General features: G+C 26.8%; 21 protein-coding genes. 17 read left to right on the top strand and 4 right to left on the bottom strand.

Annotated features, from left to right (window positions below):
* The first annotated feature begins 68 nt into the window (after nucleotides 1-68).
* Genes KO506_RS05925 through KO506_RS05890 form a run of 8 tightly spaced genes read left to right on the top strand, consistent with a single transcriptional unit; the run spans nucleotide 69 to nucleotide 8,721 of the window.
* A complete protein-coding gene (locus KO506_RS05925; RefSeq protein ID WP_215993978.1) occupies nucleotides 69-809 on the top strand; it encodes a cytidylyltransferase domain-containing protein in 741 nt (246 codons plus the stop codon).
* On the top strand, nucleotides 806-1,840 hold the full coding sequence (locus KO506_RS05920; protein ID WP_215993977.1) for an N-acetylneuraminate synthase family protein: 1,035 nt from the start codon (nucleotides 806-808) through the stop codon (nucleotides 1,838-1,840). Before KO506_RS05925 ends, KO506_RS05920 begins: the two co-directional genes overlap by 4 nt.
* A 1-nt stretch (nucleotide 1,841) precedes the next feature.
* Nucleotides 1,842-2,354 carry a KdsC family phosphatase gene (locus KO506_RS05915; protein ID WP_215993976.1) on the top strand — a complete coding sequence of 171 codons (513 nt, stop codon included), beginning with the start codon at nucleotides 1,842-1,844 and terminating at the stop codon, nucleotides 2,352-2,354.
* 27 nt (nucleotides 2,355-2,381) lie between these two features.
* On the top strand, nucleotides 2,382-3,626 hold the full coding sequence (locus KO506_RS05910; RefSeq protein WP_215993975.1) for a hypothetical protein: 1,245 nt from the start codon (nucleotides 2,382-2,384) through the stop codon (nucleotides 3,624-3,626).
* A complete protein-coding gene (locus KO506_RS05905; protein WP_215993974.1) occupies nucleotides 3,626-5,056 on the top strand; it encodes an oligosaccharide flippase family protein in 1,431 nt (476 codons plus the stop codon). The genes KO506_RS05910 and KO506_RS05905 overlap by 1 nt, the downstream gene beginning before the upstream one ends.
* Nucleotides 5,053-6,225, top strand: a complete 1,173-nt coding sequence (locus KO506_RS05900; RefSeq protein WP_215993973.1) for a glycosyltransferase family 4 protein — start codon at nucleotides 5,053-5,055, stop codon at nucleotides 6,223-6,225. The genes KO506_RS05905 and KO506_RS05900 overlap by 4 nt, the downstream gene beginning before the upstream one ends.
* A gap of 2 nt (nucleotides 6,226-6,227) precedes the next feature.
* Nucleotides 6,228-7,385, top strand: coding sequence for a hypothetical protein (locus tag KO506_RS05895; RefSeq protein WP_215993972.1), 1,158 nt, complete (start codon nucleotides 6,228-6,230; stop codon nucleotides 7,383-7,385).
* A gap of 4 nt (nucleotides 7,386-7,389) precedes the next feature.
* Complete coding sequence (locus tag KO506_RS05890; protein WP_215993971.1) at nucleotides 7,390-8,721, top strand: O-antigen ligase family protein; 1,332 nt, start codon at nucleotides 7,390-7,392, stop codon at nucleotides 8,719-8,721.
* On the opposite strand, the gene KO506_RS05885 is transcribed toward KO506_RS05890, so the two are convergent.
* Nucleotides 8,711-9,766, bottom strand: a complete 1,056-nt coding sequence (locus KO506_RS05885; protein WP_215993970.1) for a glycosyltransferase family 4 protein — start codon at nucleotides 9,764-9,766, stop codon at nucleotides 8,711-8,713. The genes KO506_RS05890 and KO506_RS05885 overlap by 11 nt on opposite strands.
* Nucleotides 9,767-9,843: 77 nt before the next feature.
* On the opposite strand from KO506_RS05885, the gene KO506_RS05880 reads away from it, so the two are divergent.
* From KO506_RS05880 to purD, 5 genes are all read left to right on the top strand, one after another.
* Nucleotides 9,844-10,965 (top strand): glycosyltransferase, encoded by a 1,122-nt coding sequence (locus tag KO506_RS05880; RefSeq protein WP_215993969.1) that lies wholly within the window; start codon nucleotides 9,844-9,846, stop codon nucleotides 10,963-10,965.
* A gap of 214 nt (nucleotides 10,966-11,179) precedes the next feature.
* Nucleotides 11,180-12,538: an exopolysaccharide biosynthesis polyprenyl glycosylphosphotransferase gene (locus KO506_RS05875; protein ID WP_215993968.1), complete on the top strand. Its 1,359-nt coding sequence runs from the start codon at nucleotides 11,180-11,182 to the stop codon at nucleotides 12,536-12,538.
* Between the two features lie 3 nt (nucleotides 12,539-12,541).
* Nucleotides 12,542-13,312, top strand: a complete 771-nt coding sequence (locus KO506_RS05870) for a glycosyltransferase (protein WP_215993967.1) — start codon at nucleotides 12,542-12,544, stop codon at nucleotides 13,310-13,312.
* A gap of 208 nt (nucleotides 13,313-13,520) precedes the next feature.
* The gene (locus tag KO506_RS05865) at nucleotides 13,521-14,873 is read left to right on the top strand and encodes an exopolysaccharide biosynthesis polyprenyl glycosylphosphotransferase (RefSeq protein ID WP_215993966.1); all 1,353 of its coding nucleotides are present in this window, start codon (nucleotides 13,521-13,523) and stop codon (nucleotides 14,871-14,873) included.
* Between the two features lie 90 nt (nucleotides 14,874-14,963).
* On the top strand, nucleotides 14,964-16,238 hold the full coding sequence (gene purD, locus KO506_RS05860; RefSeq protein ID WP_215993965.1) for a phosphoribosylamine--glycine ligase: 1,275 nt from the start codon (nucleotides 14,964-14,966) through the stop codon (nucleotides 16,236-16,238).
* Between the two features lie 65 nt (nucleotides 16,239-16,303).
* Here purD and KO506_RS05855 read toward each other — a convergent pair whose 3' ends face one another.
* The gene (locus KO506_RS05855) at nucleotides 16,304-17,344 is read right to left on the bottom strand and encodes a sensor histidine kinase (RefSeq protein ID WP_215993964.1); all 1,041 of its coding nucleotides are present in this window, start codon (nucleotides 17,342-17,344) and stop codon (nucleotides 16,304-16,306) included.
* 30 nt (nucleotides 17,345-17,374) lie between these two features.
* Nucleotides 17,375-18,076, bottom strand: a complete 702-nt coding sequence (locus tag KO506_RS05850) for a response regulator transcription factor (protein WP_215993963.1) — start codon at nucleotides 18,074-18,076, stop codon at nucleotides 17,375-17,377.
* 184 nt (nucleotides 18,077-18,260) lie between these two features.
* Here KO506_RS05850 and KO506_RS05845 point away from each other — a divergent pair, with 184 nt between their 5' ends.
* Together KO506_RS05845 and KO506_RS05840 are read left to right on the top strand one after the other, a co-directional pair.
* Complete coding sequence (locus KO506_RS05845) at nucleotides 18,261-20,054, top strand: T9SS type A sorting domain-containing protein (protein WP_215993962.1); 1,794 nt, start codon at nucleotides 18,261-18,263, stop codon at nucleotides 20,052-20,054.
* A 90-nt stretch (nucleotides 20,055-20,144) separates the two neighbouring features.
* Nucleotides 20,145-20,864 carry a 3'-5' exonuclease gene (locus KO506_RS05840; protein WP_215993961.1) on the top strand — a complete coding sequence of 240 codons (720 nt, stop codon included), beginning with the start codon at nucleotides 20,145-20,147 and terminating at the stop codon, nucleotides 20,862-20,864.
* Here the strand turns inward: KO506_RS05840 and KO506_RS05835 are convergent.
* On the bottom strand, nucleotides 20,861-22,720 hold the full coding sequence (locus KO506_RS05835) for an ABC-F family ATP-binding cassette domain-containing protein (protein ID WP_215993960.1): 1,860 nt from the start codon (nucleotides 22,718-22,720) through the stop codon (nucleotides 20,861-20,863). The two genes, KO506_RS05840 and KO506_RS05835, sit on opposite strands and share 4 nt — an antisense overlap.
* A 369-nt stretch (nucleotides 22,721-23,089) precedes the next feature.
* On the opposite strand from KO506_RS05835, the gene KO506_RS05830 reads away from it, so the two are divergent.
* Entirely contained in the window at nucleotides 23,090-24,106 is a 1,017-nt protein-coding gene (locus KO506_RS05830) for a sugar phosphate nucleotidyltransferase (protein ID WP_215993959.1), read from the top strand.
* 69 nt (nucleotides 24,107-24,175) lie between these two features.
* Entirely contained in the window at nucleotides 24,176-25,087 is a 912-nt protein-coding gene (locus KO506_RS05825) for a tetratricopeptide repeat protein (RefSeq protein WP_252726795.1), read from the top strand.

Here is a 25,087-nt window from a genome sequence, read left to right as displayed (position 1 = left end):
CAAGAATCCTATTGAAAAGTTATTAAAGTTTAAAATATCAGAATAAATTAAAATATCGTTGGTAAATAATGAATAGTAACATAGGTATAATAATACAAGCACGAACTTCATCTACTAGATTACCAAAAAAGATTATTTTAAAAATGGATGGTGAAGAGACTTTTTTGGATGTACTTTTAAAAAGAGTTAAAAAGCTAAAAACTAAATATCCAGTAATTCTGGCTACTTCAAATTTGAAAGTTGATGAAGTATTATTAAGTTTTGCTAAGAGTCATGAAATTAAATTTTTTCAAGGATCTGAAAATAATGTTTTAAACAGGTTTATTGAATGTGCTAAGGAGAATAAATTAAAAACAATTGTAAGGGTGTGTTCAGATAACCCTTTTTTAGATATAAATCTTTTAGAAGAATTAATAGCTAACTATAACAATGAGGATTATTTATCATATAAGATTAATAATTCACCTTCAATTTTGACTCATTTTGGTTTTTTTGCAGAGATAGTAAGTGTAAAAGCTCTAGAGAAAGTGGCAGAAAAAGGTGATGAAACTTGTAACGAACATGTAACCAATTGTATTTATAAAAATCCAGATGATTTTATCGTGAACTTTATACATAAAAAAAATGATAATAATAGTATAAGATGCACTCTTGATACCAAAAACGATTTTGAAAATTTAAAAGACATTTATTTAAATTTTGTAAAAGAAAATCCTGAATATAGATATCCAGATATAATAAAATACATCGAAACGAGAACAGATTTGTTATTAGAAATGAAAAAAATTATAAAAGAAAATACAAAATGACATACATAATTGGTGAAATAGGACAGAATCATAATGGATCTGTAGATTTATGCAAATTACTTGTAGATGTAGCTGCAAGACCTGTTAAAGATAATCTATTTGGTAATGATTTAAAGCAAATGAATGCAGTTAAACTTACCAAAAGAGATTTGACTCAAGAGTTATCTTCAACACAAATGAAAAGCCTGTATAATTCGCCACATTCTTTTGGTAAAACTTATGGAGAACACAGGTCTTTTTTAGAATTAAATGATGAAGAGCATTTTGAAGTTTATAAATACACAAAAGAAAAAGGATTAGATTTTGTAGAAACTTTATGTGCTATAGGTTGTTTAAGTATGCTTAAATTATTTACACCAGATAAGTTAAAAGTAGCCTCTAGAGATTTAACAAATTTACCTTTGCTTTCTGCCTTAGCTGAAACCAAAATACCAATTATAATTTCTACTGGAATGGCTGGTGCAAAAGAGTTAAATTTGGCTTTGAACACTATAAGTAAATATCATAATAATATTTCAATTTTACATTGTGTCTCAGAATACCCAACTAAGTATGAAAATGTTAATTTAAAAACCATAACATATTTAAAGAAGAAATACCCTCAATATTCTATTGGTTATTCAGATCATACTATTGGTATTTCTACACCAATTGCAGCAGTGGCTATGGGGGCAGAAATTATTGAAAAGCATATTACTTTAGATAGGGATATGAAAGGGACAGATCAAAAAGGTTCCTTAGCAATTGATGGAATTTATAGAATGGTAAGAGATATCAGAAACTTAGATATGTCTTTAGGAGAAGAGAAAATTGAAATTGTAGAATCTGTAGAAAGTGCAAGAAATAAATTAGAGAGATCAATTGCTACCAATAAAAACTTAAAAAATGGTACTATAATTACAGAAGAAGATATTCATTTATTAAGTCCAGGGAATGGAGTTAAATGGGTGGATAAAAATAAAATTATTGGAAAAGAGCTGAATAGTGATATTCAAAAAGATGAAATTATTTATTTAAAAAACATAAAGTAATATGTTGCCTAAACTTATTTTAACTGATATTGATGGTGTTTGGACAGATGGAGGAATGTATTATGATGAATTTGGAAATGAATTCAAAAAATTTAACACTTATGATAGTGCAGGAGTACTTTTTTGTAAAGCACTTAAAATTCCTTTTGGAATAATTACAGGAGAGAATGTAAAATCTGTTGAAAGAAGAGCGAAGAAATTGAAAACAGATCATTTATTTTTAGGGATTAAAAATAAAGTTGATGTGGTTCAAAATCTTTGCAAAGAATTAAATATTTCTTTAGAGGAAGTTGCCTATATAGGCGATGACATAAATGATTATTCTTTGTTACAAAAAGTTGGCACTAGTGCTTGTCCTTACAGTGCTCCAACTTATATTAAAGAAATTGTGGATTGGCAATTAGAAAAAAAAGGTGGTGAAGGTGTTTTTAGAGAGTTTGTAGAAAAAATAATTGAATTTAATGGTATTGATTTAACAAGCTTTGTAGTTAAACTCTCATTAAATTCTCAATAAGTGTAATTCCTTTAAATTTAAGTCATTTTGAAGAGTAAAACAATTGAAGATTGGAATTATATACTAAGAATTTGGTTTAGTGGATATTTGAATATTGTTAGTGTTGAAAGAAGAAATGAAATTTCTCCAAAATCTCATTTAAGAAAAGTTAAAAAAATTTTTAAAGAATTTATTGGAAATATATTTAGAGGATTTATAAGGGAAACAATTCCAGAAAATCAAATCTGGTTTTTATCTCTTTCTAAGAATAACTATGAATCTTTTAAACATATTCAAAAAACGGTTGATAATTCTATTATTGTTTCTTTTCATTCTTTAAAAGAAAAAGCACTGCCTAATGTGCATACATTTTCTTTAAAAAGAAGATTTATATATAATATTTTTTTCCCTTTTAAGTTTTTAACGTATTTTATAAAAACACCTAAAAAAACTACCTCGTATTATGATTTGTTTTTCCAATGTTATGGTACAAATCAAGAATGCTTAAGATTAATTAACAGGTACAAGCCAAAAGCAATAGTTTTCGCAAATGATCATGTTATAATTTCTCGAAGTATGCTAATGTCAGCAAAAAAAATAGGAGTTAAAACATATTATATTCAGCATGCTGCAGTTTCAAATTATTTTCCTCCATTGGATTTCGATTATGCATTTTTAGAAGGTCAAGATTCATTAAATAAATATTCAAAATCAGGTTTAGTTAACTCACAAGTTTTTTTGACAGGAATGTCAAAATTTGACGTTTATGCAGAAAGTATAAATAAAAATAATAGACTAAAAGTGTTGGGTATTGCTTACAACTCAATGGATGATATTATGGAAATAGAAACTTTATTAAGCTATTTAATTAATGCCTTTCCTGGTTTGCAAATTGTTATTAGACCTCATCCATCTGATAAAAGAAAAGTAACCATTAAAAACATCGAAATTTCAGACCCAAAAAAAGAAAACTCATTTGAGTTTTTGTCTAAAATAGATGTAATTATTTCTGGTAATTCATCTATTCATCTAGAGGCTGTTTTGCTAAATGTATTTTCTATTCAATATAATTTTAGTAATAATCCACTTGATTATTACGGCTTTATAGAAAATGGATTAGTGATTTTTTGTAAAACTTTAGAAGATTTGAAAGAACAAATTAATATGTTAAGGAATCAAAAGCCTAGCGTGCAAAAAAAAGCTAAATTTTATAATGCAGCAATTGAAAGTGATTTTTATGGGGATTCTTCTGGAAAAATAGTGGAAATTCTTAATAAAACTATCAATACCTAATGAGTGTTAAAGGATTAGTAAAGAATTCTAGTATTTATAGTAGTATAATACTTTTACAAAAAGGGATAAATTTTTTATTAATTCCATTGCTTACTGTTTATTTAACTCCAAGTGATTATGGAGTAATTAGTATAGTATCAACAATTAATGCTTTTCTGAATGTATTCTATTTATTTGGACTTCATGGAAGCCTTAATAGATTTTTTCACGAATTTAAGCATAACGAAAAAAAAGTAAAAATACTTTTTGGAACAATAATAACTTTTGTAATAATTAATAGTTCTGTTCTTACTGCTTTATTACTAATTTTTCATAAACAAACTTTAGATTTAATTTTAAATGGAATAGATTTTTATCCATTTATGATTTTGGGACTAGTATCCATATTGTTTAACCCTGTCTTTATTATTTATCAAAGTTCTTTACAGGCAAGACAGCTTGCAAATAGGTTTGGGAAAAATAATATTGCCTTTTTTATTGTAAATATTACGTTATTACTTTTCTCAGTGATTTTTTTACAAATTGGTGTTTTAGGTGTTTTAGGAGCTTTAGCAATAACTAATTTTTCTTTTTTTATTATTACAATTATAAATTTTAAAAAAGATTTACAATTTGGTATAAAGAAAACAATATTAAAACAAGTATTAAATTACTCATTGCCATTACTACCACATACATTATCAGGTGTCGCAACAAATTTAATAGATAGATTAATTATTAATAATTTTCTTTCAACAGCTTTGGTCGGAATTTATTCCATAGGAAGTAACTTTGGGAGTATTGTTTTTATGCTAGCTCAGGGTATTAATCAGGCCTTTGTACCTTGGTTTAATAATAAAATGAAAAAGCATGATATTACTCAAGTATCAGATTTATCTAAGTTGTTAGTTTTATTCTATTCTATCATAGCTTTATGTTTATCTTTGTTTGGCAAAGAAATAATTTGTTTAATTACACCCAAAGAATATCATGAGTCGTGGAAAGTAATTCCTTTCATTTCTTTTGCATTTGTGTATCATGGGGTTTATTATTTTTTTGCAGCTACTTTGTTTTATGATATAAGAGGAAGAGGTAATAGATTAATCCCTGTATTTACAGTTTTATCAGCAGCTATAAATATAGTCTTAAATCTTTTCCTAATTCCTGTTTGGGGTATAATAGGTGCAAGTATCGCAACACTAATTAGTAAATTTTTATTGTCTTTATCTTTAAAATTTTTTTATAATAGATTTTTAAAAATAAAATTCCCTGAATTATTTCTTTTATCCATTCCAATTATATTTTTTGGAATATCACTAATAAGTTTTTATACGAACTCTTTAGAATATGAGGTTTCTTTAAAAATTTTATTGTTTTTATTTGTAATTTTAACTTTAGGTTTTAGTCTAAAAAATAAAATTAATAAAATTTTTTTTAAAATATTTAAATGAAAATATTAATATTAAATACATTATATGCTCCATATAAATTGGGTGGTGCTGAAAAGTCTGTACAATCTTTGGCAGAATCTTTTGTGAAAAATAATTATGAAGTATTAGTATTAACCTTAGGTGAAGAGAACAAAAAAGTGAATTTAAATGGAGTTATTGTAGATAAATTAGAAATTAGAAATATTTATTGGCCATTTAGTAATGATAAGAAAAATTCCATTCAAAAATTGCTTTGGCATATAAATGATGCTGAAAATGCAAGATATGATAAAAAAATCATTGAACTTTTCAAAGATTTTAAGCCTAATATATTGTTCACAAATAATTTAAGTGGTTTTTCAGTTAGGGCATGGAAATTGGCTAAAAAATTTAATATCAAAATAGTTCATACTCTTAGAGATTATTATTTGCAATGCCCGAAATCAATAAAATATAAGAACGATCAAAACTGTATTAAACAATGTTTTGATTGTAAAATATTATCAGTTAAAAAAAAGAGAATTTCTCAAAATGTTGATGCTGTAGTTGGCATTAGTAATTTTATTTTAGATAACCATATATCAAATGGTTATTTTTCTAATGCTACTCATAAAGTGATTTACAATGGATTTTCTTTTGATAAAGTTAAACAAATTAATAAGCGAGAGAATAAACTTGTCTTTGGGTTTATTGGGCAAATAAATAAGTCTAAAGGAATTGAGTTTTTACTAAAAAGCTTTAGAGAAATAGAAGAAATTGATGATTGGGAATTACTTATTGCTGGAAACATTAATAATGCATACTTAACATCCTTAAAAAACATTAATAATTCTAAAAAAATAGCTTATCTAGGTTACATTGATTCAACTCTTTTTTTTAAAAGTATTGATATTCTAATAGTGCCATCATTATGGGAAGAACCTTTTGGTAGAGTGGTTTTAGAGGGGTTAATTCATAAAAAGGTTGTATTAGGTTCTAATATTGGTGGGATTAAGGAACTACTAGATAATAACAAAGACTTTCTTTTTAATCCTCATAATTTAGAACTCAACAATATTCTCGAAAAACTGTTATCATCTGATGATTTTATAAAAAAATTTAAGTTCAATAATGAGTATCTTGATCAATTTTTAATTGATAATGTATCAAATAAGTATGTGAGGTTATTTAAAAAGGTGTTAAACAGATAAAAATGAAAGTAAATATTTCAAATTTTTTTTATGCTTCTTTAATATTACAGGTTTTATCAACTCAAGGAATACTTTTATTTGTTTTATTTGATTTATTTGATTTTTGGGAATTAAAATCAATAATACATCCTTTGTCGTTTACTTTAATTGTTGGTGTTTTCTGTTTAAAGAATGTTAAAAAGATAAAATTTAAAATTATTGATGTTCTTTTTTTTGGATATTTATTTATAACTTTTTTAATACTTATTTATAATGTTTTCAATTTTAATAAGATCTTTCTAGCCTTTAGAGAAGTTTTCTTAGTCTTTATACTAATTTTTATTTTTAGTCAAGTTTCTTTCTCTATAAAGCAATGGAATAATATATTGAAGTTGTTGTTTATTTTGACTTTTTTAAATTTTATTTTTATAGGTCTTACTTATTATTTAGGTTCTGAAGATTATATGAAATTATTAACGGGTAGATTTGTTTGGGGGAATGATCCTGAGTATAGGTTTAAAATAAGTAATTTCTTTAAATTTTGGAGATCGCCGGCTTTAATAGGTGATGCTGCTTCAGTGGGATATTTTGGTTTAATATCCTATTTTCTAATGGATAGAAATGAAAAATATAAAGGTAAAAAATGGTTATCACTAATGTTAATGATTTTTTCTTTTGTAAGAAGCGCATATTTAGTGTTTGTTATTTATGAAGGCTTAAAGTTTTTTTCAAAAAGGAAAAATCTGGAAAGACTTGTTATAATACTAAAATTTAGTTTACCTCTTACACTTATAGTTGGCTTCTTTCTCTCTAAGCATAATTTTTTGTCTGTATATTCAGTTTTTGCAAGGATAAATCATTGGATAAATGATATAGATGTAAAGTTTAATTTACTTTTTGGTTTTGGTATTGGTAAGGTTGGGAGTTCAGTAAGGGGCTCTGGATTCAGTGCGACTCTAGACAATTATTGGCTGTTATTAATTATATCTATAGGTCTAATAGGTGTAGTTCTTGCCATATTATTTGTTTTGAGTAAAAGTAAAAAAGACAATAAATTTATATTTATGCTATTTTCTTTTATGATTGGCGGTATTTTTATTACTTATACACAAGGAATAGTGTTTTTATCCTTATTCCCTTTATTTTTCTTAAGAATTAATAAAACTGAAAAAAGAAGTTAATAACATGAAAGTTAAGAAATATGTTCTAAGTAAAATATTTATATATTTAACTTTTTTAATGGCCGCTTTTCCATTGTTGACTTTTGGTACAAGAAGCATTTTAACAATTACTTGGAGTTTATTTGGAATTTTCTTTTTTTTTAAGAGAGGTAAATATAAAACCAAATTAGATAGTGATATTTTGTGGTTTATAATTCCTTTTTTCTCTCTCATACTTTCTCTTATTTATTCAGATAACATTAATTACGGAGTCAATTCTCTTATAAAAATGATTTCTTTTATAGTAATACCTTTTATTATTTTTTTAAATAAACATATTTTAAATAAAAAAAATAGTAATAAGGTGTTGTATGTTTTTTCTATTTCAGTTGTCATTTTAGTTTTCTATCAAATTATAAATATTATTTTTAATCTTGATTTTATTTTACAGAATTTAACAATTCAAGAAATAAAAGCAAATGGTTATCAATCTATTAGCCAAATAGATGAAGTGTCTGTTTCTAGAATAAAACTTCGAAGATTTAGAAACTATGTTATCAGTATTTCAAATACTCATACAACATATCAAGGTTTGTGGGCTTCTTTTGTCATTTTTTTTCTTGGATCAAAATTTAACAAAGTCAAAATTAAAGTTTATAAAGGTTTAATTTTAGTAACCATAATTACTTTAATTTTTTGGATTTATTTTATATCTGCTAGAATGCCTTTAATAGCGTTATTAATTTCCAGTGTATTAGTAATAATCTTTTTTACAAAATATTCAAAAGGTAAGTTCTATAAGATAAGTTTAATTTTTGTTATAATTACTATTCTTTCTTTTACATTCAAAAACCCATTTTCTATTAGATTGAAAGAATATTTCAATACAGGTTTAACTTTGTTAGAAAAAAAATCAAAAACTAAGGATTTTAATTCTTCCAATGTAAGAAATGGAATATATTATTGTGATTTATGGTTAATAGAAAAACATCCTTTTTTTGGGGTAGGTATTGGTGATATACAGGATGAATTGAATAATTGTTATAACAAAAAAATAGGTGCTAAAGTATATAAATGGCACCAATATAATACCCATAATCAATATGTTTTTTTCTGGTTGAGCTCAGGTTTTATAGGACTATTACTATTCTTATCTCATTTAATTATGCTTTTTAAAAAAGCTTTTAGAAATAATAATTATCTATTATTTTATTTTTCTTGTATAACAACTTTGATTTTTATGACAGAAAACTTATTAGAAAGATCAGATGGTGTTATTTTTTATAGCTTCTTTGGAGCTATTCTTTTTGCAAGTCAAAAAACAAATTGTAATAATAACTTTTTAATTAAATCTTAATTGAGATTAATTCTTTTTCAATAATTTGAACTAATTTTTTTACGGAACTATCCCAATTATATCTTTTAATATTTTCAAATCCTTTTTTTACAAGAATTTCTCTTTTATTTTTATCGTTAATAAGTAAATTTAGCTTATTTCTAATATCTTCTACTGAAAAAGGATTGCAATATTCTACAGAATCTCCATACACTTCTGGTAAAGATGTGATATTTGAAACTAAGCAAGGGCATGCACAAGCCTGTGCTTCAAGAGGAGGTATTCCAAAACCTTCAAATAAAGATGCATAAATAAATATTGAAGCTTTATTATAATACTCAATTAATTCTGAATCTTGCAAATATCCAGTAAAAGTTACATTTTTTTCTATTAATTTATTATCTATCTTAATATTTGAAAAAGCTTTAGACTTTGCTCCAACAAAAATAAGTTTATATTCACTATCAACATCCTTATATGCTTCTAGTATTCTGTGAAAATTTTTTCTTGGATCAAGAGAAGAAACAGCTAAAATATATTTTTCTCTTTTTAAATTTAAATTTTTAAAATGGTTTGCTTGTGCAGCATAGACTACTTCAATATTGTTAATGTTAATATTTTTTTTAATATCTTCCTTAACATAATTACTCACAGTAATTGTTTTTAAGGAATTTTTTACACTAATTGGAATTAAAGTGTTGTACGCTTTTTGAAAAAGAAAGGAAAAACTTTTTGGGTAATATTTAAAAGCTAAATCGTGTAGATAAGTTATTTTGTTTTTGTAAAATATAGGCCCTATACCTCCAAAATTAATAAGAATAGGATTGTTCTTTTTTTTTAAAAAATATACCAAATCTATTTGTTCCCACAAATGACCTTTAAAATGACCAAATTGCTCTATTTTACAATTAGGTAATTTATTTTTATTTATTAAACTCCCTTTTGGAGCAACAAAGATTATTTGTATTCCATTAATAAGTTGGGGTAGGCGATTAGATATTTCAATAGCGTATCTTTGTACACCTGTAGTTTTTTGAGAAAGAAATCTTGCGTTTATAACAATCATTATAATATTTTTGCGTTTTCAAATGTAGTTTAACTATTTTAAAGAGTAAAAAAACAGCGTGTCTAATATACATATATATGATTAAAATTCTACACATAGCAAAACCAGTTGCTGGTGTCGGAGTTTATATACAATTGCTATCAAAATTCATTGATTCTAGTAAATTTAAAAATGAAATTATTTTAAATAAATCTGATTATAATCTAAAAATTTCAGATAAATCCGGTGATGAAATTAAGTCATATCATCTCAACTTAGAAAGAGAAGTTAGTATATTTAAAGATTTAGTTGCCTTTTGTCAGTTGCTTAAATTAGTAAAAAAAATTAAACCAGATATTATTCATTGTCATAGCGCAAAGTCCGGAATCCTAGGGCGTTTGGTGGCATCTGTTGTTAAAATTCCGTGTTTATATACGCCTCATGCATTTTCTTATTTAAGCGCAGATCAAAAATTGAAAAGACTTATATTTAAATTTATTGAGAAAAGTTTTAAATATACTTCTTCAAAAATATTGGCTTGTTCAAAATCGGAATTCAATAGGGCTATAAAAGAATTAAAGTTTTCTAAGAATAATGTTTTGTTATGGGAAAATTCTTTACCTAAATTCAGCCATAATAAAGTAACAAAAAATAAAATTAATTTGCCAAAAAACTATATATGTACCATAGGTAGACCTTCTTATCAGAAAAACACAGAATTACTAATTGAAACAATTTATAAAGTAAAAGATAGAATAACAGATATTCATTTAGTTGTTCTAGGAGTAGGTTTTTTTTCTCCAAAATTACAAAATGTTAAAAACCTGATCGATAAATATGATTTAAGTTCTAATATTACATTAATTGACTGGATTGATAGAAAAGATATTCTTGCAATTTTAAATAGCTCATATTTTTTTGTCTCATCTTCAAGGTACGAAGGTTTATCTTACGCAGGTTTAGAAGCTTTAATGCTTTCTAAACCCGGTGTTTTAACAAATGTAGATGGTAATAAAGACTTGATAGAACATAATATAAATGGTTTCTTAGTAGATGCAAATTCTACTATATTTGCAGATAAAATTGTTGAACTTTATAACAGTAAATTGTTAATCCATAAAATGTCATTAGCGGCTAAGAAAAAATTTGAAAATGAGTTTGACTTAGAAAAAAACATTCTAAAACTAGAAAGAATTTATTATAACGTTCTCTCTAATTAAATTAGTTGTAAGATATGTTTTTTAAAGTATATAAGAATTAAAAATCTTAACACTATAAAGCAGTGGCTGAATTTTTTTATAAAAGTTCGATTTAATTACCCAAAGGAAAAATCATCAAAAAACAAGTAGCAAGAAATATTTTCACTATCGATAAAATGATAGAAAAAATATTATATTAAAACAATATATTTGCTTCTTTATTAAATTTTAAAGCTTGAAGAAAAGATATTCTTATTTAATTAAACCTTTACAAATATGTATTGATATTTTAGTTATTAATATTATTTTGTTTTTTAATTATGGAAATCACAATTTTACTTTGATTTTTAATTTATATCTCAGTTTTTTCTGGTTAATAACATCTTATTCCTTAGATTATTACAAGGTTTATAGGCATACAAGAACGCTAAGATTATTTACAATACTAAGCAAACAAATTTTAGTATTTACTCTTGGTTATTTTGCTTTTTTTGGAGTTTTTAATGAAAGTGAAGTCTTTAAAAATCAATTTATTATTTTATTGATAATTCTTTCAATTACATCTATAAATAAGTTTTTATGGTTCTTTCTCTTAAAAACTTATAGATCTTTAGGTAATAACTTAAGAACAACAGTCGTTATAGGTTATGATCAGGCTTCAAAAAATGTGATAAAATTGTTTAAAAGCAAATCAAATTTAGGGTATAAATATTTGGGTTTTTTTTCAAATAAAGAGCACAAAAACCCTGAATTTTTAGGTAAGTTTAAAACCGTTTACGATTATGTTACCCATAATGAAGTAGATGAAATTTATTTATCATTAACTGGGCATACAAAAGAACAAATAAAAAATATTAACAAGTTTGCTACAGAAAAAAATATCATTTTAAAATTAATACCAGATACAATAGAGTTGTATAGTAAAAATCAAAGTGTAGAGTATTATGATGACGCATTAATGGTGCTAAATGTCAGAAAATTACCATTTGATTTTGTAGAAAGTTTATACAAGAAAAGAATTTTTGACATTGTTTTTTCATCATTTGTGTGTGTGGTGGTTTTATCTTGGTTACTACCACTTTTATGGATTATTGTCAAATTAGAATCTAAAGGACCATTGATTTTTAAACAAAAACGAGAAGGTCTTAATGGAGAAAGTTTTATTTGTTATAAAATTAGAAGTATGAGAGTCAATAAAGAATCTTATAATAATATTCATACTTCTAAAAATGACCTAAGAATTACTAAAGTAGGTGCTTTTTTAAGAAAAACAAGTATGGATGAATTACCACAATTCCTAAATGTATTAATAGGTAATATGAGTGTAGTAGGTCCTAGGCCACATATAGAAAGTTTGTCTTTAGAATATCAAAAAGAAGTACATGATTATCTAAAAAGGCATATAGTAAAACCAGGTATAACTGGTTTAGCTCAAATAAGCGGTTATAGAGGAGAAATAAAGAAAAAATCTGATATAAAAAACCGTGTAAGATTAGATATTTTTTATATTGAAAATTGGTCTTTTTTTTTAGATGTTAAAATTATAATTCAGACTGTTTTAAATGTTCTTAAAGGAGAAGAAAAAGCATATTAAAAAATGAAAGAGAAATTAGAAGTAACAGTATCAATTGTCCTTTATAATGAAGATTTAGAAGAGCTGTCACAAACAATACAATCCTTTTTAAGCGTTCCATTAACCAAGAAATTATATTTAATTGATAATACAAGTGAAAAACTGTTTCAAGGAGTTTTTAATGATATAGAAATAGAATACATAGCAATTGGAGATAATATAGGTTTTGGAGCAGGCCATAATGTAGTAATAGAAAAAATTAAGAATATATCCAATTTTCATCTAATTTTAAACCCTGATGTTTATTTCGAGAAAACTGTCATTCCTAATTTAATTCAAGAATTAAAAAATAACGAATCTTTAGCGATGATTGCTCCAAAAGTGTTGTTCCCAAATGGAGAACACCAATATTCTTGTAGAAGATATCCACAGTTTTTAGAACTCATTGCTAGAAGATTTCCAATTTTTAAACCCATTTTAAAACCAAAAGTGTTTAAAGGGCAATACCAAGACAAAGATTTAACCAATCCTTTTTATGCAGACTACCTTGCAGGTTGTTTTCACCTTTACAAAACTGATGATTATGTAAAATTAAAAGGTTTTGATGAACGCTATTTCCTGTATATGGAAGATGTAGATATTTGTAAAAAAATAGATGAATTAGGAAAAAGAAAGCTTTATTATCCTAAAGAAGAAATTAAACACGTATTAAAACAAGGATCCTCTAGGGATATGAAATTATTTTTCAGACATACTATATCTGCAATTAAATACTTCTATAAATGGGGTTTATAGAAAATTATATTTTTATAAAATAAATTATCAATAATATTTGAGGTTTTTATTAGTTTAATTTTATTTTTTTTACTTTTTTTTGTTTAAAATTCAATTATTTTTCACTTTTATTTTTTATTATCCTTTTAAATTATAATATTAGCAGTCTGTTTAACATTAATTTATAACATTAAAAAAATGTTAGACTAACTTCTATAAAAATAAGGAATTGAAACAAAGGAAATCCATTTATATAAAGCCTTTAGTAATCTTAATTGATCTATTTTTAATATGTTCAATTATTTTTACAACTTCATTTAAAGACTATTTAAATACTTCATTTCTTACCTACATTATTATTTCTTGGTTAATAACAACCTATTATACCAAGTTTTACAACGTTTATAGGTATACACAAGTTGGGGTTATTATTACCCTTTTAATGTCGCAATTTTTTGTTTTTGGTCTTGCTTATCTAAGTTATTTTTCTGTATTTAAAGAAGGGGAAGTTGTTGGTAATCAGATTTTTATTTTCTTATTAATTTTATCTTTTATAACTTTTTTCAAGTTTTTTATTTTCTATATACTTAGAAAGTTTAGATCAGAAGGTAAAGACCATAGATCTATTGTTTTGTTTGGTGGAATTAATTCAGCAAAAAAATTAAAAGATTTATTTCATTCTAAAAACGATTTTGGTTATCGTTTTAATGGTTTTTTCTCAAATTCAGAATACAAATCACAAGAATATTTAGGAGCAGTAAAAAAGGGGTTTAAATACCTTAAAAATGAAGAGGTAGATGAAATTTACTGTAATCCTTCAGAGATTACTGCAAATCAACTTACTAAAATTAGAAAATTTGCTGAAGAAAAAGATCTTGAGCTAAGAATTCTACCAGAAAATAAAGCGATCTATAGAAAAGATTTTATTTTAGAATATTTTGGTACAATTCCTGTTTTAAAACCAAAACCACTTCCTTTTGAGAAAGTTGAAACACACATTTCAAAACGAATTCTAGATATTATTTTTTCACTAATTGTTTGTGTTACAATTCTTTCATGGCTATTACCTATTTTATGGATAATTATAAGAATTGATTCTAAAGGACCTTTGTTTTTTAAACAAAAACGAGATGGAATTAATGGTAGTCAGTTTTCTTGTTTTAAATTAAGATCAATGACGGTTAATAATGATGCTGATAAAGTTTCTGCATCTAAAAATGATAAAAGAATAACAAAAGTTGGTGCATTTTTAAGAAAAACAAGTTTAGACGAGTTGCCACAATTTTTTAATGTTCTTTTTGGTGATATGAGTATCGTTGGTCCAAGACCACATATGAATATTCAAACAAAAAAATATACCAACGAAATAGAAAATTATTTGGTAAGAAACTCTGTAAAGCCTGGTATTACTGGTCTTGCTCAAATTAGCGGCTATAGAGGAGAAGTAATTAAAAAATCTGATATTAAAAATAGAGTAAGATTAGATATTTTTTACATAGAAAATTGGTCTTTCTTTCTAGATATTAAAATAATTGTTCAAACATTTTTTAATGTTTTTCTTAAAGAAGAAAAAGCTTACTAAATAAAAAGTAAACTAAAATTAAAATGTACTTCTCTCAAAAGTAGAATTCTAAACATTTTAAATATATTTGCAGACTTAACCACTCAACAAATGAATGTACTTATTTTAGGTTCTGGAGGTAGAGAACATGCCTTTACATTAAAACTTTCTGAAAGCAATAAAATTAGCAACCTTTTTGTAGCCCCAGGAAATGCTGGTACAGATAAAATTGCAAAAAATATTAATATCAATCCTACTGATTTTATAGCTGTAAAAAATCTTGTTTTACAGAATAATATTAATATGGTAGTTGTTGGGCCAGAAGCGCCTTTAGTAGAAGGTGTACATGATTTCTTTTTAGCTGATGCAGAATTAAAAAACATACCTGTAATTGGTCCTAAAAAAGATGGAGCTTTATTAGAGGGTAGTAAGGATTTTTCTAAACAATTTATGCAAAAGCATAATGTACCAACAGCAAAGTATCAATCTTTTACTAAAGATAATCTAACTGATGGTTTTACATTTTTAGAAACATTAGAGCCACCTTACGTGTTAAAAGCAGATGGTTTAGCTGCTGGTAAAGGGGTTTTAATTTTAAATTCTTTAGATGAAGCAAAAGCAGAATTAGAAGAAATGGTGTCAAATCAAAAGTTTGGAGAAGCATCATCTACAGTAGTTATTGAAGAGTTTTTAAAAGGAATAGAACTTTCTGTTTTTGTTTTAACTGATGGAAAAAATTATAAAATCTTACCATCAGCAAAAGATTATAAAAGAATTGGTGAAGGAGATACTGGTTTAAATACTGGTGGTATGGGTGCAATTTCTCCTGTACCTTTTGCAGATGAATCATTTTTAAATAAAGTTGAAGAACTGGTTGTAAAACCTACAATTGCTGGTTTACAAAAAGACGGAATTGATTATAGAGGTTTTATCTTTATAGGTTTAATGAATGATAATGGTAACCCTTCTGTAGTAGAGTATAATGTAAGAATGGGAGATCCAGAAACTGAAGTTGTATTGCCAAGAATAGAATCTGATTTATTCGATTTATTTGAAGGTGTTGCAAATCAAACTTTAGATCAAAAATCTTTTTCTGTTACAGATAAAACTGCAACAACTGTAATGTTAGTTTCTGGTGGATATCCAGAGGCATATCAAAAAGAAAAAGAAATAACTGGTTTTGATAACGTTAATGATTCAATCGTTTTTCATGCAGGTACTAAGATAAAAGACAATAAAGTTGTTACAAACGGAGGTAGAGTTATGGCTATTTCATCTTTTGGAAATACTATAGAAGAAGCTTTACAAAAAAGTTACAAAAGCATTGATAAAATTAATTTCGATAAAATGAATTACAGAAAAGATATTGGTTTTGATTTAGTTTAGCAAAAAAGTTTTAAGCTAACACTCAAATTGTTTTTATATAAATCAGAAGATGTATATATTTTTCTTTACCTCGCTTTTTCGAGTGTAAAAGAAAACTCAGAACCTTCACCATAAACACTTTTTAGTAAGATGTTTTCATCATGGGCTTCAACAATATGTTTTACAATAGAAAGGCCTAAACCAGAGCCACCTTGCTCTCTAGATCTACTTTGGTCTACTCTGTAAAAACGTTCAAATAATCGTGAAATATGTTCTTTTTTAATCCCTTCACCATTATCAACAACTTTAATTATAAATTTTTTCTCAGAGTAATCTTGAACACTAACGTAAGTTTTTCCATTAGGTTTTCCATATTTAATAGAGTTTACAACTAAGTTAATTAATACTTGTTCAATTTTTTCTATATCGCCTTTTACAAAAACAGGAAATTCATGAGTTTTATCAAAAGTTAAAGTGATGTTCCTTTTTTTAGCTTTCATTTCGAACAAATCAAAAACATTCTGAATCAGCTCTAAGATATTAAATACTTCTACATCTAATTTTGTTCCCTCATTTTCTAATTTAGCAATCATATCTAAATCTTTAATTACAGCAACCAATCTTTCAACACCTTTATTAGCCCTTTCTAAATACTTCATTCGTATTTGTTTGTCATTAATGGCGCCTTCAATTAAGGTAAGAATATAACCTTGTACAGTAAATAAGGGTGTTTTTAATTCATGAGCAACATTGCCTAAAAAATCTCGTCTAAAAGAGTCTCTTTCTGTTAAGCTTTCTATTTCTAGTCGCTTACCTTCAACAAACTTTTGCATACTTTTAGATAGTTTTTCTATATCTGTAGTTGCAGATTCTCTTTTTAAATCATTTACATTTAAAATAGAAACTTCTTGATATAATTTTTTTAACCTTCTGTAAATAAAATGTTCAGCTCTGTATTGAATAATAAAAAAAGAAATAATAAATAATACAATCGAAGAAATTAAGATTGTGGTAATACCTAAATGTTCACTAATTATAAAATAAGAAATCATGGAAATTGCAACCGCAAGCAATGTTAGGTAAATAGCCGACCATAAAGCATAAGAGTATGTTTTTTTTAGTTTCAAAAATTGTAGTATTTAACTCTTAATTATTTTTTATTGACCTTCGTCTTCTAACAAAACAAATTTATAACCTACACCTTTAACAGTTTTAAAATGGTTATCACCAATTTTTTCTCTAAGTTTTCTAATATGCACATCTATTGTTCTGCCACCAACAACAACTTCATTACCCCAAACAGTATCTAAAATAACTTCTCTTTTAAAAACTTTACCAGGTTTAGATGTTAAAAGCGAAAAAAGTTCAAACTCTTTTCTTGGTAGTGCAATTTTTTTGCCAGATTTATAAACTACATATTCATCTCTGTCAATAATAATATCACCAAGTTTAAGAGAATCTTCAGTCTCAGATTCAGTTTTTAGTCTTCTTAGTAAAGATTTTATTTTGCTTACTAAAACTTTTGGTTTTACTGGTTTGGTAATATAATCATCTGCACCTGCTTCAAATCCTGCAACTTGGGAATAATCTTCACCTCTTGCAGTTAAAAAAGCAATTATTACATTTTCTAGAGATTTAATTTTTCTTATTTTTTCACAAGCCTCAATACCATCCATTTCTGGCATCATAATATCTAATAATATTAGGTGGGGTATATTTTTTTTTGCAGATTTTACGGCGTCTAAACCATTTGCGGCTGTAAATATTTGATAGCCTTCGTTTTTTAGATTGTAACCAATAATCTCAATAATATCTGGCTCATCATCAACTAATAAGATTTTAATATCTTTTTTATTCATAATATTTTATCTGATAAAAATCAAAAATACTCATAATTCTATTATAATAACAGCTTCTTAACAATGATTTAATATTGTAACCTAAATATTAATATTAGCATTTAACAATAACATAATCAGACATATTTACCATTACTAAATAAAATTTATTAAATTTATCCCTTTAATTCAAAAACAAACAAACATGAAAAAAAATTACTTTTTTACATTATTATTAACTTTTAGTTTTACGTTACTGTCTTTTGGGCAGATAGTTATTAACGAGGTTGATGCGGATACAGCCGGAACAGATGTAGCAGAATTTATAGAACTAAAATGGACTCCAAATACATCATTAGATGGTTATGTAGTTGTATTATTTAATGGAAGTGATGACAAGAGTTATGTTGCTTTTGATTTAGATGGTAAAACTACTGATGCTAACGGTTTCTTTATTTTGGCTAATACTCCTTTAGTTACAGATGCTGACATTGATATGGGAGCTAGTAATGTTTTACAAAATGGTGCGGATGCCGTGGCTATTTATCAAGCTAATGAAACTGATTTTCCAAATGATACAGATATTACACTAACAGGGTTAATAGATGTAATTATTTACGATACAAATGATAGTGATGATGATGGTTTATTAACTGGTTTTGGAAAGACAGAGCAGTATAATGAAGGTGAAAATGGTTCTCAAAGTACACAGTCTATCCAAAGGTTAGCAGATGGTAGTTATACAACATCTGACACAACTTTTAGAGCAGAAAATATAGCAACAGACCCTTGTGTTATTACGTTATTTAATTATACCACAACTTGTGATGCTGTAACTTCGGGTGTAGATACTTATACTGTAACAATAGATTTTTCTGGAGGTAATACAGGAATTACATATACGCTTAATTCTGATGTAGGCGCTTTATCAGGAGATTCTCCAACAAGTTTAGAAACTGGTACCATAACTATTTCGGGTGTGTCAGAAGGTACAGACATAAATTTCACTTTAGTTGGTGGGGCTGGAAGTAGCTGTGATTTTTCAGAGGTAATTACTTCTCCAAACTGTGTTGGTTTTCCAATAGAAGAAACATTTGATTACACTTTAGGTGAAGCACTTTCAGCTCAATCTAATTGGATGTCTGTAAATTCAGGTGATGATATATTAATTGCCGACGGTAGTTTAAGTTATACTGGTCTTAAATCTTCAGTTGGTAACTCCGTAACTTTTGATGGTGGTGGTATAGAAAATTACACAACATTTGCAGATGTTACTGCAGGTACAGTGTATGCTTCTTTTCTTTTAAAAGTTACAGACATTTCTTCAATGACTGACTTAACTGATGGAGGTTACTTTGCATCTCTTGCAGGTAATACATCTGGTTATGATACAAGGTTGTGGGTTAGACCAAATCCAGACGCAGATGGAAGTACTTTTGATATTGGTCTTGGGGTTGATACTAAATTTACGACAGGAACTTATAATATAGATGATGTGCTTTTTATTGTAACAGCTTATAATATGGATGATGCTACAGTTAGTTTTTGGGTTAATCCAGATGCATCTTCTTTTGAAGGTACAATACCAACAGCTACATTATCTTATATTGATGATTCACCATCAAGTGGTATAAACTTATTCATTTTAAGACAAGATTCAACAGGTGAAACACCTTTTATGCAGGTGGATGAATTGAGAATTTCGGATTCATGGGCAGATGTAACTCCAAAATCGGCTACTGCTTCAATAAAAGAAAATTCTATCGAAGGTTTTGCAGCATATCCAAATCCTGTAAAAAATAGTCGTTTTACAATTACAACTAATAGTACAGATAAAAAAGAAGTTGCTATTTTTAATGTATTAGGTAAACAAGTTTTATCTACTAGCTTTTCTGAAACAAAATCTAATATTGATGTTTCTTCAATAGCATCAGGATTATACATTTTAAAAGTTACAGAAGGTACTAAAATTGCTACTAGCAAGTTAGTGATTAAATAAAAACAAATTTTTTAAAATTTTAAAAGCTCTGATTTATTCAGAGCTTTTTCTTTTTTATTATATTTATAGAAATGAAAAAGAAATAAAGCTATGAATCTTACCTATAAATTAAACGATATTCTATTTTTAGATATAGAAACAGTACCACAAGAAGAAAATTGGGAAAACGTCTCTAAAACAACTCAAGAATTGTTCGATAAGAAAACCCAATACCAACGTAAAGATGAATTTACAGCAAAACAGTTTTATGAAAAAGCAGGAATTTGGGCTGAATTCGGAAAAATAATCTGTATTTCTGTTGGTTATTTTGTAGATGTAGAAGACAAAAAACAACTAAGAATAACTTCATTTTATGGTGATGATGAGAATAAGGTTCTAATTGATTTTAAAGATTTATTAGACAAACACTTTGCTAAAAAAACAAATATTTTATGTGCTCATAATGGTAAGGAATTCGATTTTCCTTTTATTGCTAGACGAATGATTGTACATCAAATAGAATTACCTAAAAAACTCAATTTGTTTGGCAAGAAACCTTGGGAAGTTCCGCATTTAGATACGCTTGAGCTTTGGAAGTTTGGCGATTACAAACATTATACATCTTTAAAATTACTAACTTCCATTTTAGGTGTACCATCACCAAAAGATGATATTGATGGTAGTGAAGTTGCTAAAGTATATTACCAAGAAAAAGATATCGAAAGAATTGTTAGGTATTGCGAAAAAGACACAGTTGCAGTTGCACAAATATTATTACGCTTCAATAATGAAGAATTAGTAAAAGAAAAAAATATTGTTAGTGTAGATTAATCTTCTAATTTCATAGAAATTTCAAGCCAACGCTCCTCTTTTTGTTCTAAAGTAATAATGATTTCTTGTAACTCTTCAGATTTTTTCTGAATATCATCTGCAGCAATTTCTACGTTTACAAACTGTTGTTCAATGGTGTCTTTTCTTTTTTGTAACCTTGCAATTTCTGCTTCTAAAGCACCAAATTCCCTTTTTTCGTTAAAACTTAAGCTGCTTTTAGTAGTTTTCTTTTCTGCTTTTTTTACAACAAGCTTTTCTTTTTCTACTTCTTTTTCTGTAGAATTATCATAAGCCCTAAAATCTGAGTAGTTTCCAGGAAAGTTTTCAACAACTCCATTACCTCTAAAAACAAATAAAGCATCCACAATTTTATCCATAAAATAACGGTCGTGAGAAACAACCAATAAATTTCCAGGATAATCTAACAAAAAGTTTTCGAGTACATTTAAGGTAACAACATCTAAATCGTTTGTAGGCTCATCCAGAATTAAAAAATTAGGATTTTGAATTAAAACAGCACACAAATACAAACGTTTTTGTTCACCTCCAGAAAGTTTTTCTACAAAATCGTATTGTTTCTTTTTATCAAACAAAAAACGTTCTAAAAGTTGCGAGGCAGAAATTTTTCTTCCTTTTGATAAAGGGATGTATTCACCAAATTCTTTGATTACTTCAATAACTTTTTGTCCTTCTTTTACATTGATTCCTGCCTGTGTATAATAACCAAACTTAATAGTTTCGCCAATAACAACTTTACCAGCATCAACAGGGCTTTTCTGTGTAAGAATATTTAAAAAAGACGATTTACCTGTTCCGTTTTTACCAATAATTCCTATTCGTTCTCCTCGTTTAAAAACGTAATCGAAACCATCTAAAATTACTTTATCTCCAAAAGATTTATGCAGTTTGTGAAGTTCAAGAATTTTGCTTCCTAAACGTTCCATATTTATTTCTAATTGAACAGAATGATCTTTTCTTCGTTGATGCGCTTTTTCTTTAATTGCGTAAAAATCATCAGTTCTAGACTTTGATTTTGTAGTTCTAGCTTTTGGTTGTTTACGCATCCAGTCTAATTCTTTTTTAAATAGACTTTTGGCTTTACTTAAATTGGTAGCTTCTAGAGCTAAACGTTCTTCTTTATTTTGTAGATAATAAGAGTAATTACCTTTGTATTTATAGATTTTACCTTCGTCTAATTCTAAAATTTCATCACAAACACGCTCTAAAAAATAACGATCGTGAGTAACCATAAAAAGTGTAATCTTTTCTTTGGCAAAAAATGATTCTAGCCATTCAATCATTTCTAAATCTAAATGATTTGTTGGTTCATCTAGAATTAATAAATCTGGTTTGCTAATTAAAACAATAGCTAAAGAAAGACGTTTTTTCTGCCCTCCAGAAAGCGATGAAATCTTCTGAGTTAAATCGTCTAACTTTAATTTAGATAGAATTTGTCTGTATTGTGTTTCAAAATCCCAGGCATTGTATTGGTCCATTAAATCGAAAGCAGTTTGGTAAGCTTCTGCTTCTTCTGGGTTTTTTAATGCTTTTTCATACTGATTAACAATAGAAAGTATTTTGTTATCTGTAGCAAAAATGGTTTCTTCAATGGTTAAATTTGGATCTAAATCATCACTCTGTGCTAAATATGCTATAGAAATATCTTTTCTACTAACTACTTGGCCTTCATCAGCAGTATCTAAACCAGCAATAATATTTAGAATGGATGTTTTACCAGTTCCGTTTTTGGCAACAAATGCTATTTTTTGATCTTTACTAATACCAAAAGAAATGTCTTGAAACAAAACACGTTCTCCATAAGATTTAGAGATATTTTCTACAGAAAGGTAATTCACGATTTAAGTTTTTGCAAAGAAACAAAAAACCCAAGAGTTAACTTGGGTTTTTTACATCATTTAAAATAAACAACAAAGGGGGGGTGGATTATTTATCTATTTTCTATCTATGTGTAAAAATAAATAACTAATTGGGGGACAAGATTATTTATCTATTTCTACACTGTAAATCTAAATGAAATAAAGCTATCTGTCAATCCCTATTTATGGTGAAATTTTTGCCTCCCTATTTATGGGGGTAAGCCTCCCTATAAATGGGGAGAGAGTTAACAATTCTAAAATATTTTAAGAGATTTTTAGAATAAAAAACAATTTTAGTATCTGTTAATTAATGTTATCTTGCAGTAGTGTTTAACTAAAAAATATTATATGAAAATTATTGTCCCTATGGCTGGTATTGGTTCTCGTTTAAGACCTCATACTTTAACAGTTCCAAAACCGCTAACAGTAATAGCTGGTAAACCTATTGTACAAAGATTGGTAGAAGATATTGCCTCTGTAATAGATGAAGAAATAGAAGAAATTGCATTTGTTATAGGTAGTAGAGCCAAAGGTTTTCCTGCAGATACAGAAGAAAAATTATTAAAAATCGCAAAAGAATTAGGTGCAAAAGGTTCTGTATATGTGCAAGATGTAGCTTTAGGTACTGCACATGCTATTTATTGTGCAAAAGAATCTTTAAGTGGGCCATGTGTAGTTGCTTATGCAGATACTTTATTTAAGGCAGATTTTAAATTAGATGTAAACGCAGATGGTGCAATTTGGGTTAGTCAAGTAGAAAACCCAAGTGCTTTTGGTGTGGTTAAGTTACAAGAGGGTGTAATTACAGATTTTATAGAAAAGCCAAAAGAATTTGTATCAGATTTAGCAATAATTGGTATTTATTATTTTAAAAGTGGTGAAAAAGTTTTAAAAGAAATTCAGCATTTAATAGATAATGATTTAAAAGAAAATGGCGAATACCAATTAACCAATGTTCTTGAATCTTTAAAGCAACAAGGTGCAAAATTTATACCTGGAACTGTAAATGCTTGGATGGATTGTGGTAAAAAAGACCCAACTGTAGATACTAACAAACAAACTCTTTCGTTTGAGCATGAAGCTGGTGTTAACTTAGTTTCTGATGATGTTGTGTTACAAAATTCAGAAATTATTCAGCCTTGTTATATAGGAGAAAACGTAGTTTTAAGAGATTCTAAAGTAGGTCCATATGTTTCTATTGGTTCTAATAGTTTAGTAAATAATTCTACAATTGTTAATTCTTTAATTCAAAAGAATGTAGACATTTCTAATGCTAATTTAGATAATGCAATGATTGGTAATCACGCAAAATATAATGGCGAATTTACCTCTGTAAGTATTGGTGATTATACAGAGTTAACATAATATATGTCTAGCATAAAGAAAATAAATATTAATAATAAGAGGCACTTTACAAACATAAAGTTGTCTCTTTTGTCTTTGTTCTTTATGCTAATTACTGTTGATATTTTATCGCAAGACAGTATACCTGAAAAAGAAGATTTAACTGAAGAAGCAGAATTAAAGTTTCAGCATTATTTTTTTAAAGCATTATCAGAAAAATCGATTGGAAATCATCAAAAAGCCATTGAAAACCTAGAAAATTGCAATCAGCTTTTAATTAATGATGTTGCAGTTTTTTTTGAGTTTTCTAAGAATTATTTATTACTCAATAATACTTTATTAGCCAAAGAATATATTAACAGAGCTTTAGCTAAAGATGTAAATAATCTTTGGATGTTAAAGCACTTGGTTAAAATAAACCAAAAGGAGAAAAACTATAAAGAAGCGATTAAAAATCAGCAAAAAATAATAGCCATTAATCCTAAAGAAAAAGAGTTTTTAGTAAGACTTTATTTGTATGATAGACAATATCAAAAAGCTTTTGCTTTAATGAATTCTTTAGAAAAGGATAATATGTTATCTTCTAGATTAAAAAGAATTAAATATAGTTTAGAGAATACCAAGTTACCTGAAATAAAAGATGAAAACCTTACAGATTTAACTGGTTTAATCAATCAATTTAAAACAGATAAATCTTATAAAGTATTAGAACAGATTTTAAAGTTATCTGCAGATAAACCATTAGAGTTATTAAAGTTTAGTGAAGAAGGAATTACACTTTTTCCTGCACAACCTTTTGTATATTTAATGAAAGCCAAAGCATTAAATAATCAGAAAAATTATAAAAATGCGTTAACTACTTTACAAAATGGTATCGATTTTGTAATAGAAGATAAAATGGAAGTAGATTTTTATAATGAATTTGCAAAAACCTATAAAGGTTTAGGCAATGTAAAAGAAGAAAATAAATACCAGCAAAAAGCTAATAAATTGAAGAGTTAA

The organism is Polaribacter vadi (genome assembly GCF_018861005.1).
In the GTDB taxonomy this organism is placed as follows: Bacteria; Bacteroidota; Bacteroidia; order Flavobacteriales; family Flavobacteriaceae; genus Polaribacter; species Polaribacter vadi_A.
Note: the sequence above shows the minus strand (reverse complement) of the source record. Positions and strands in the feature narration are given on the sequence as shown.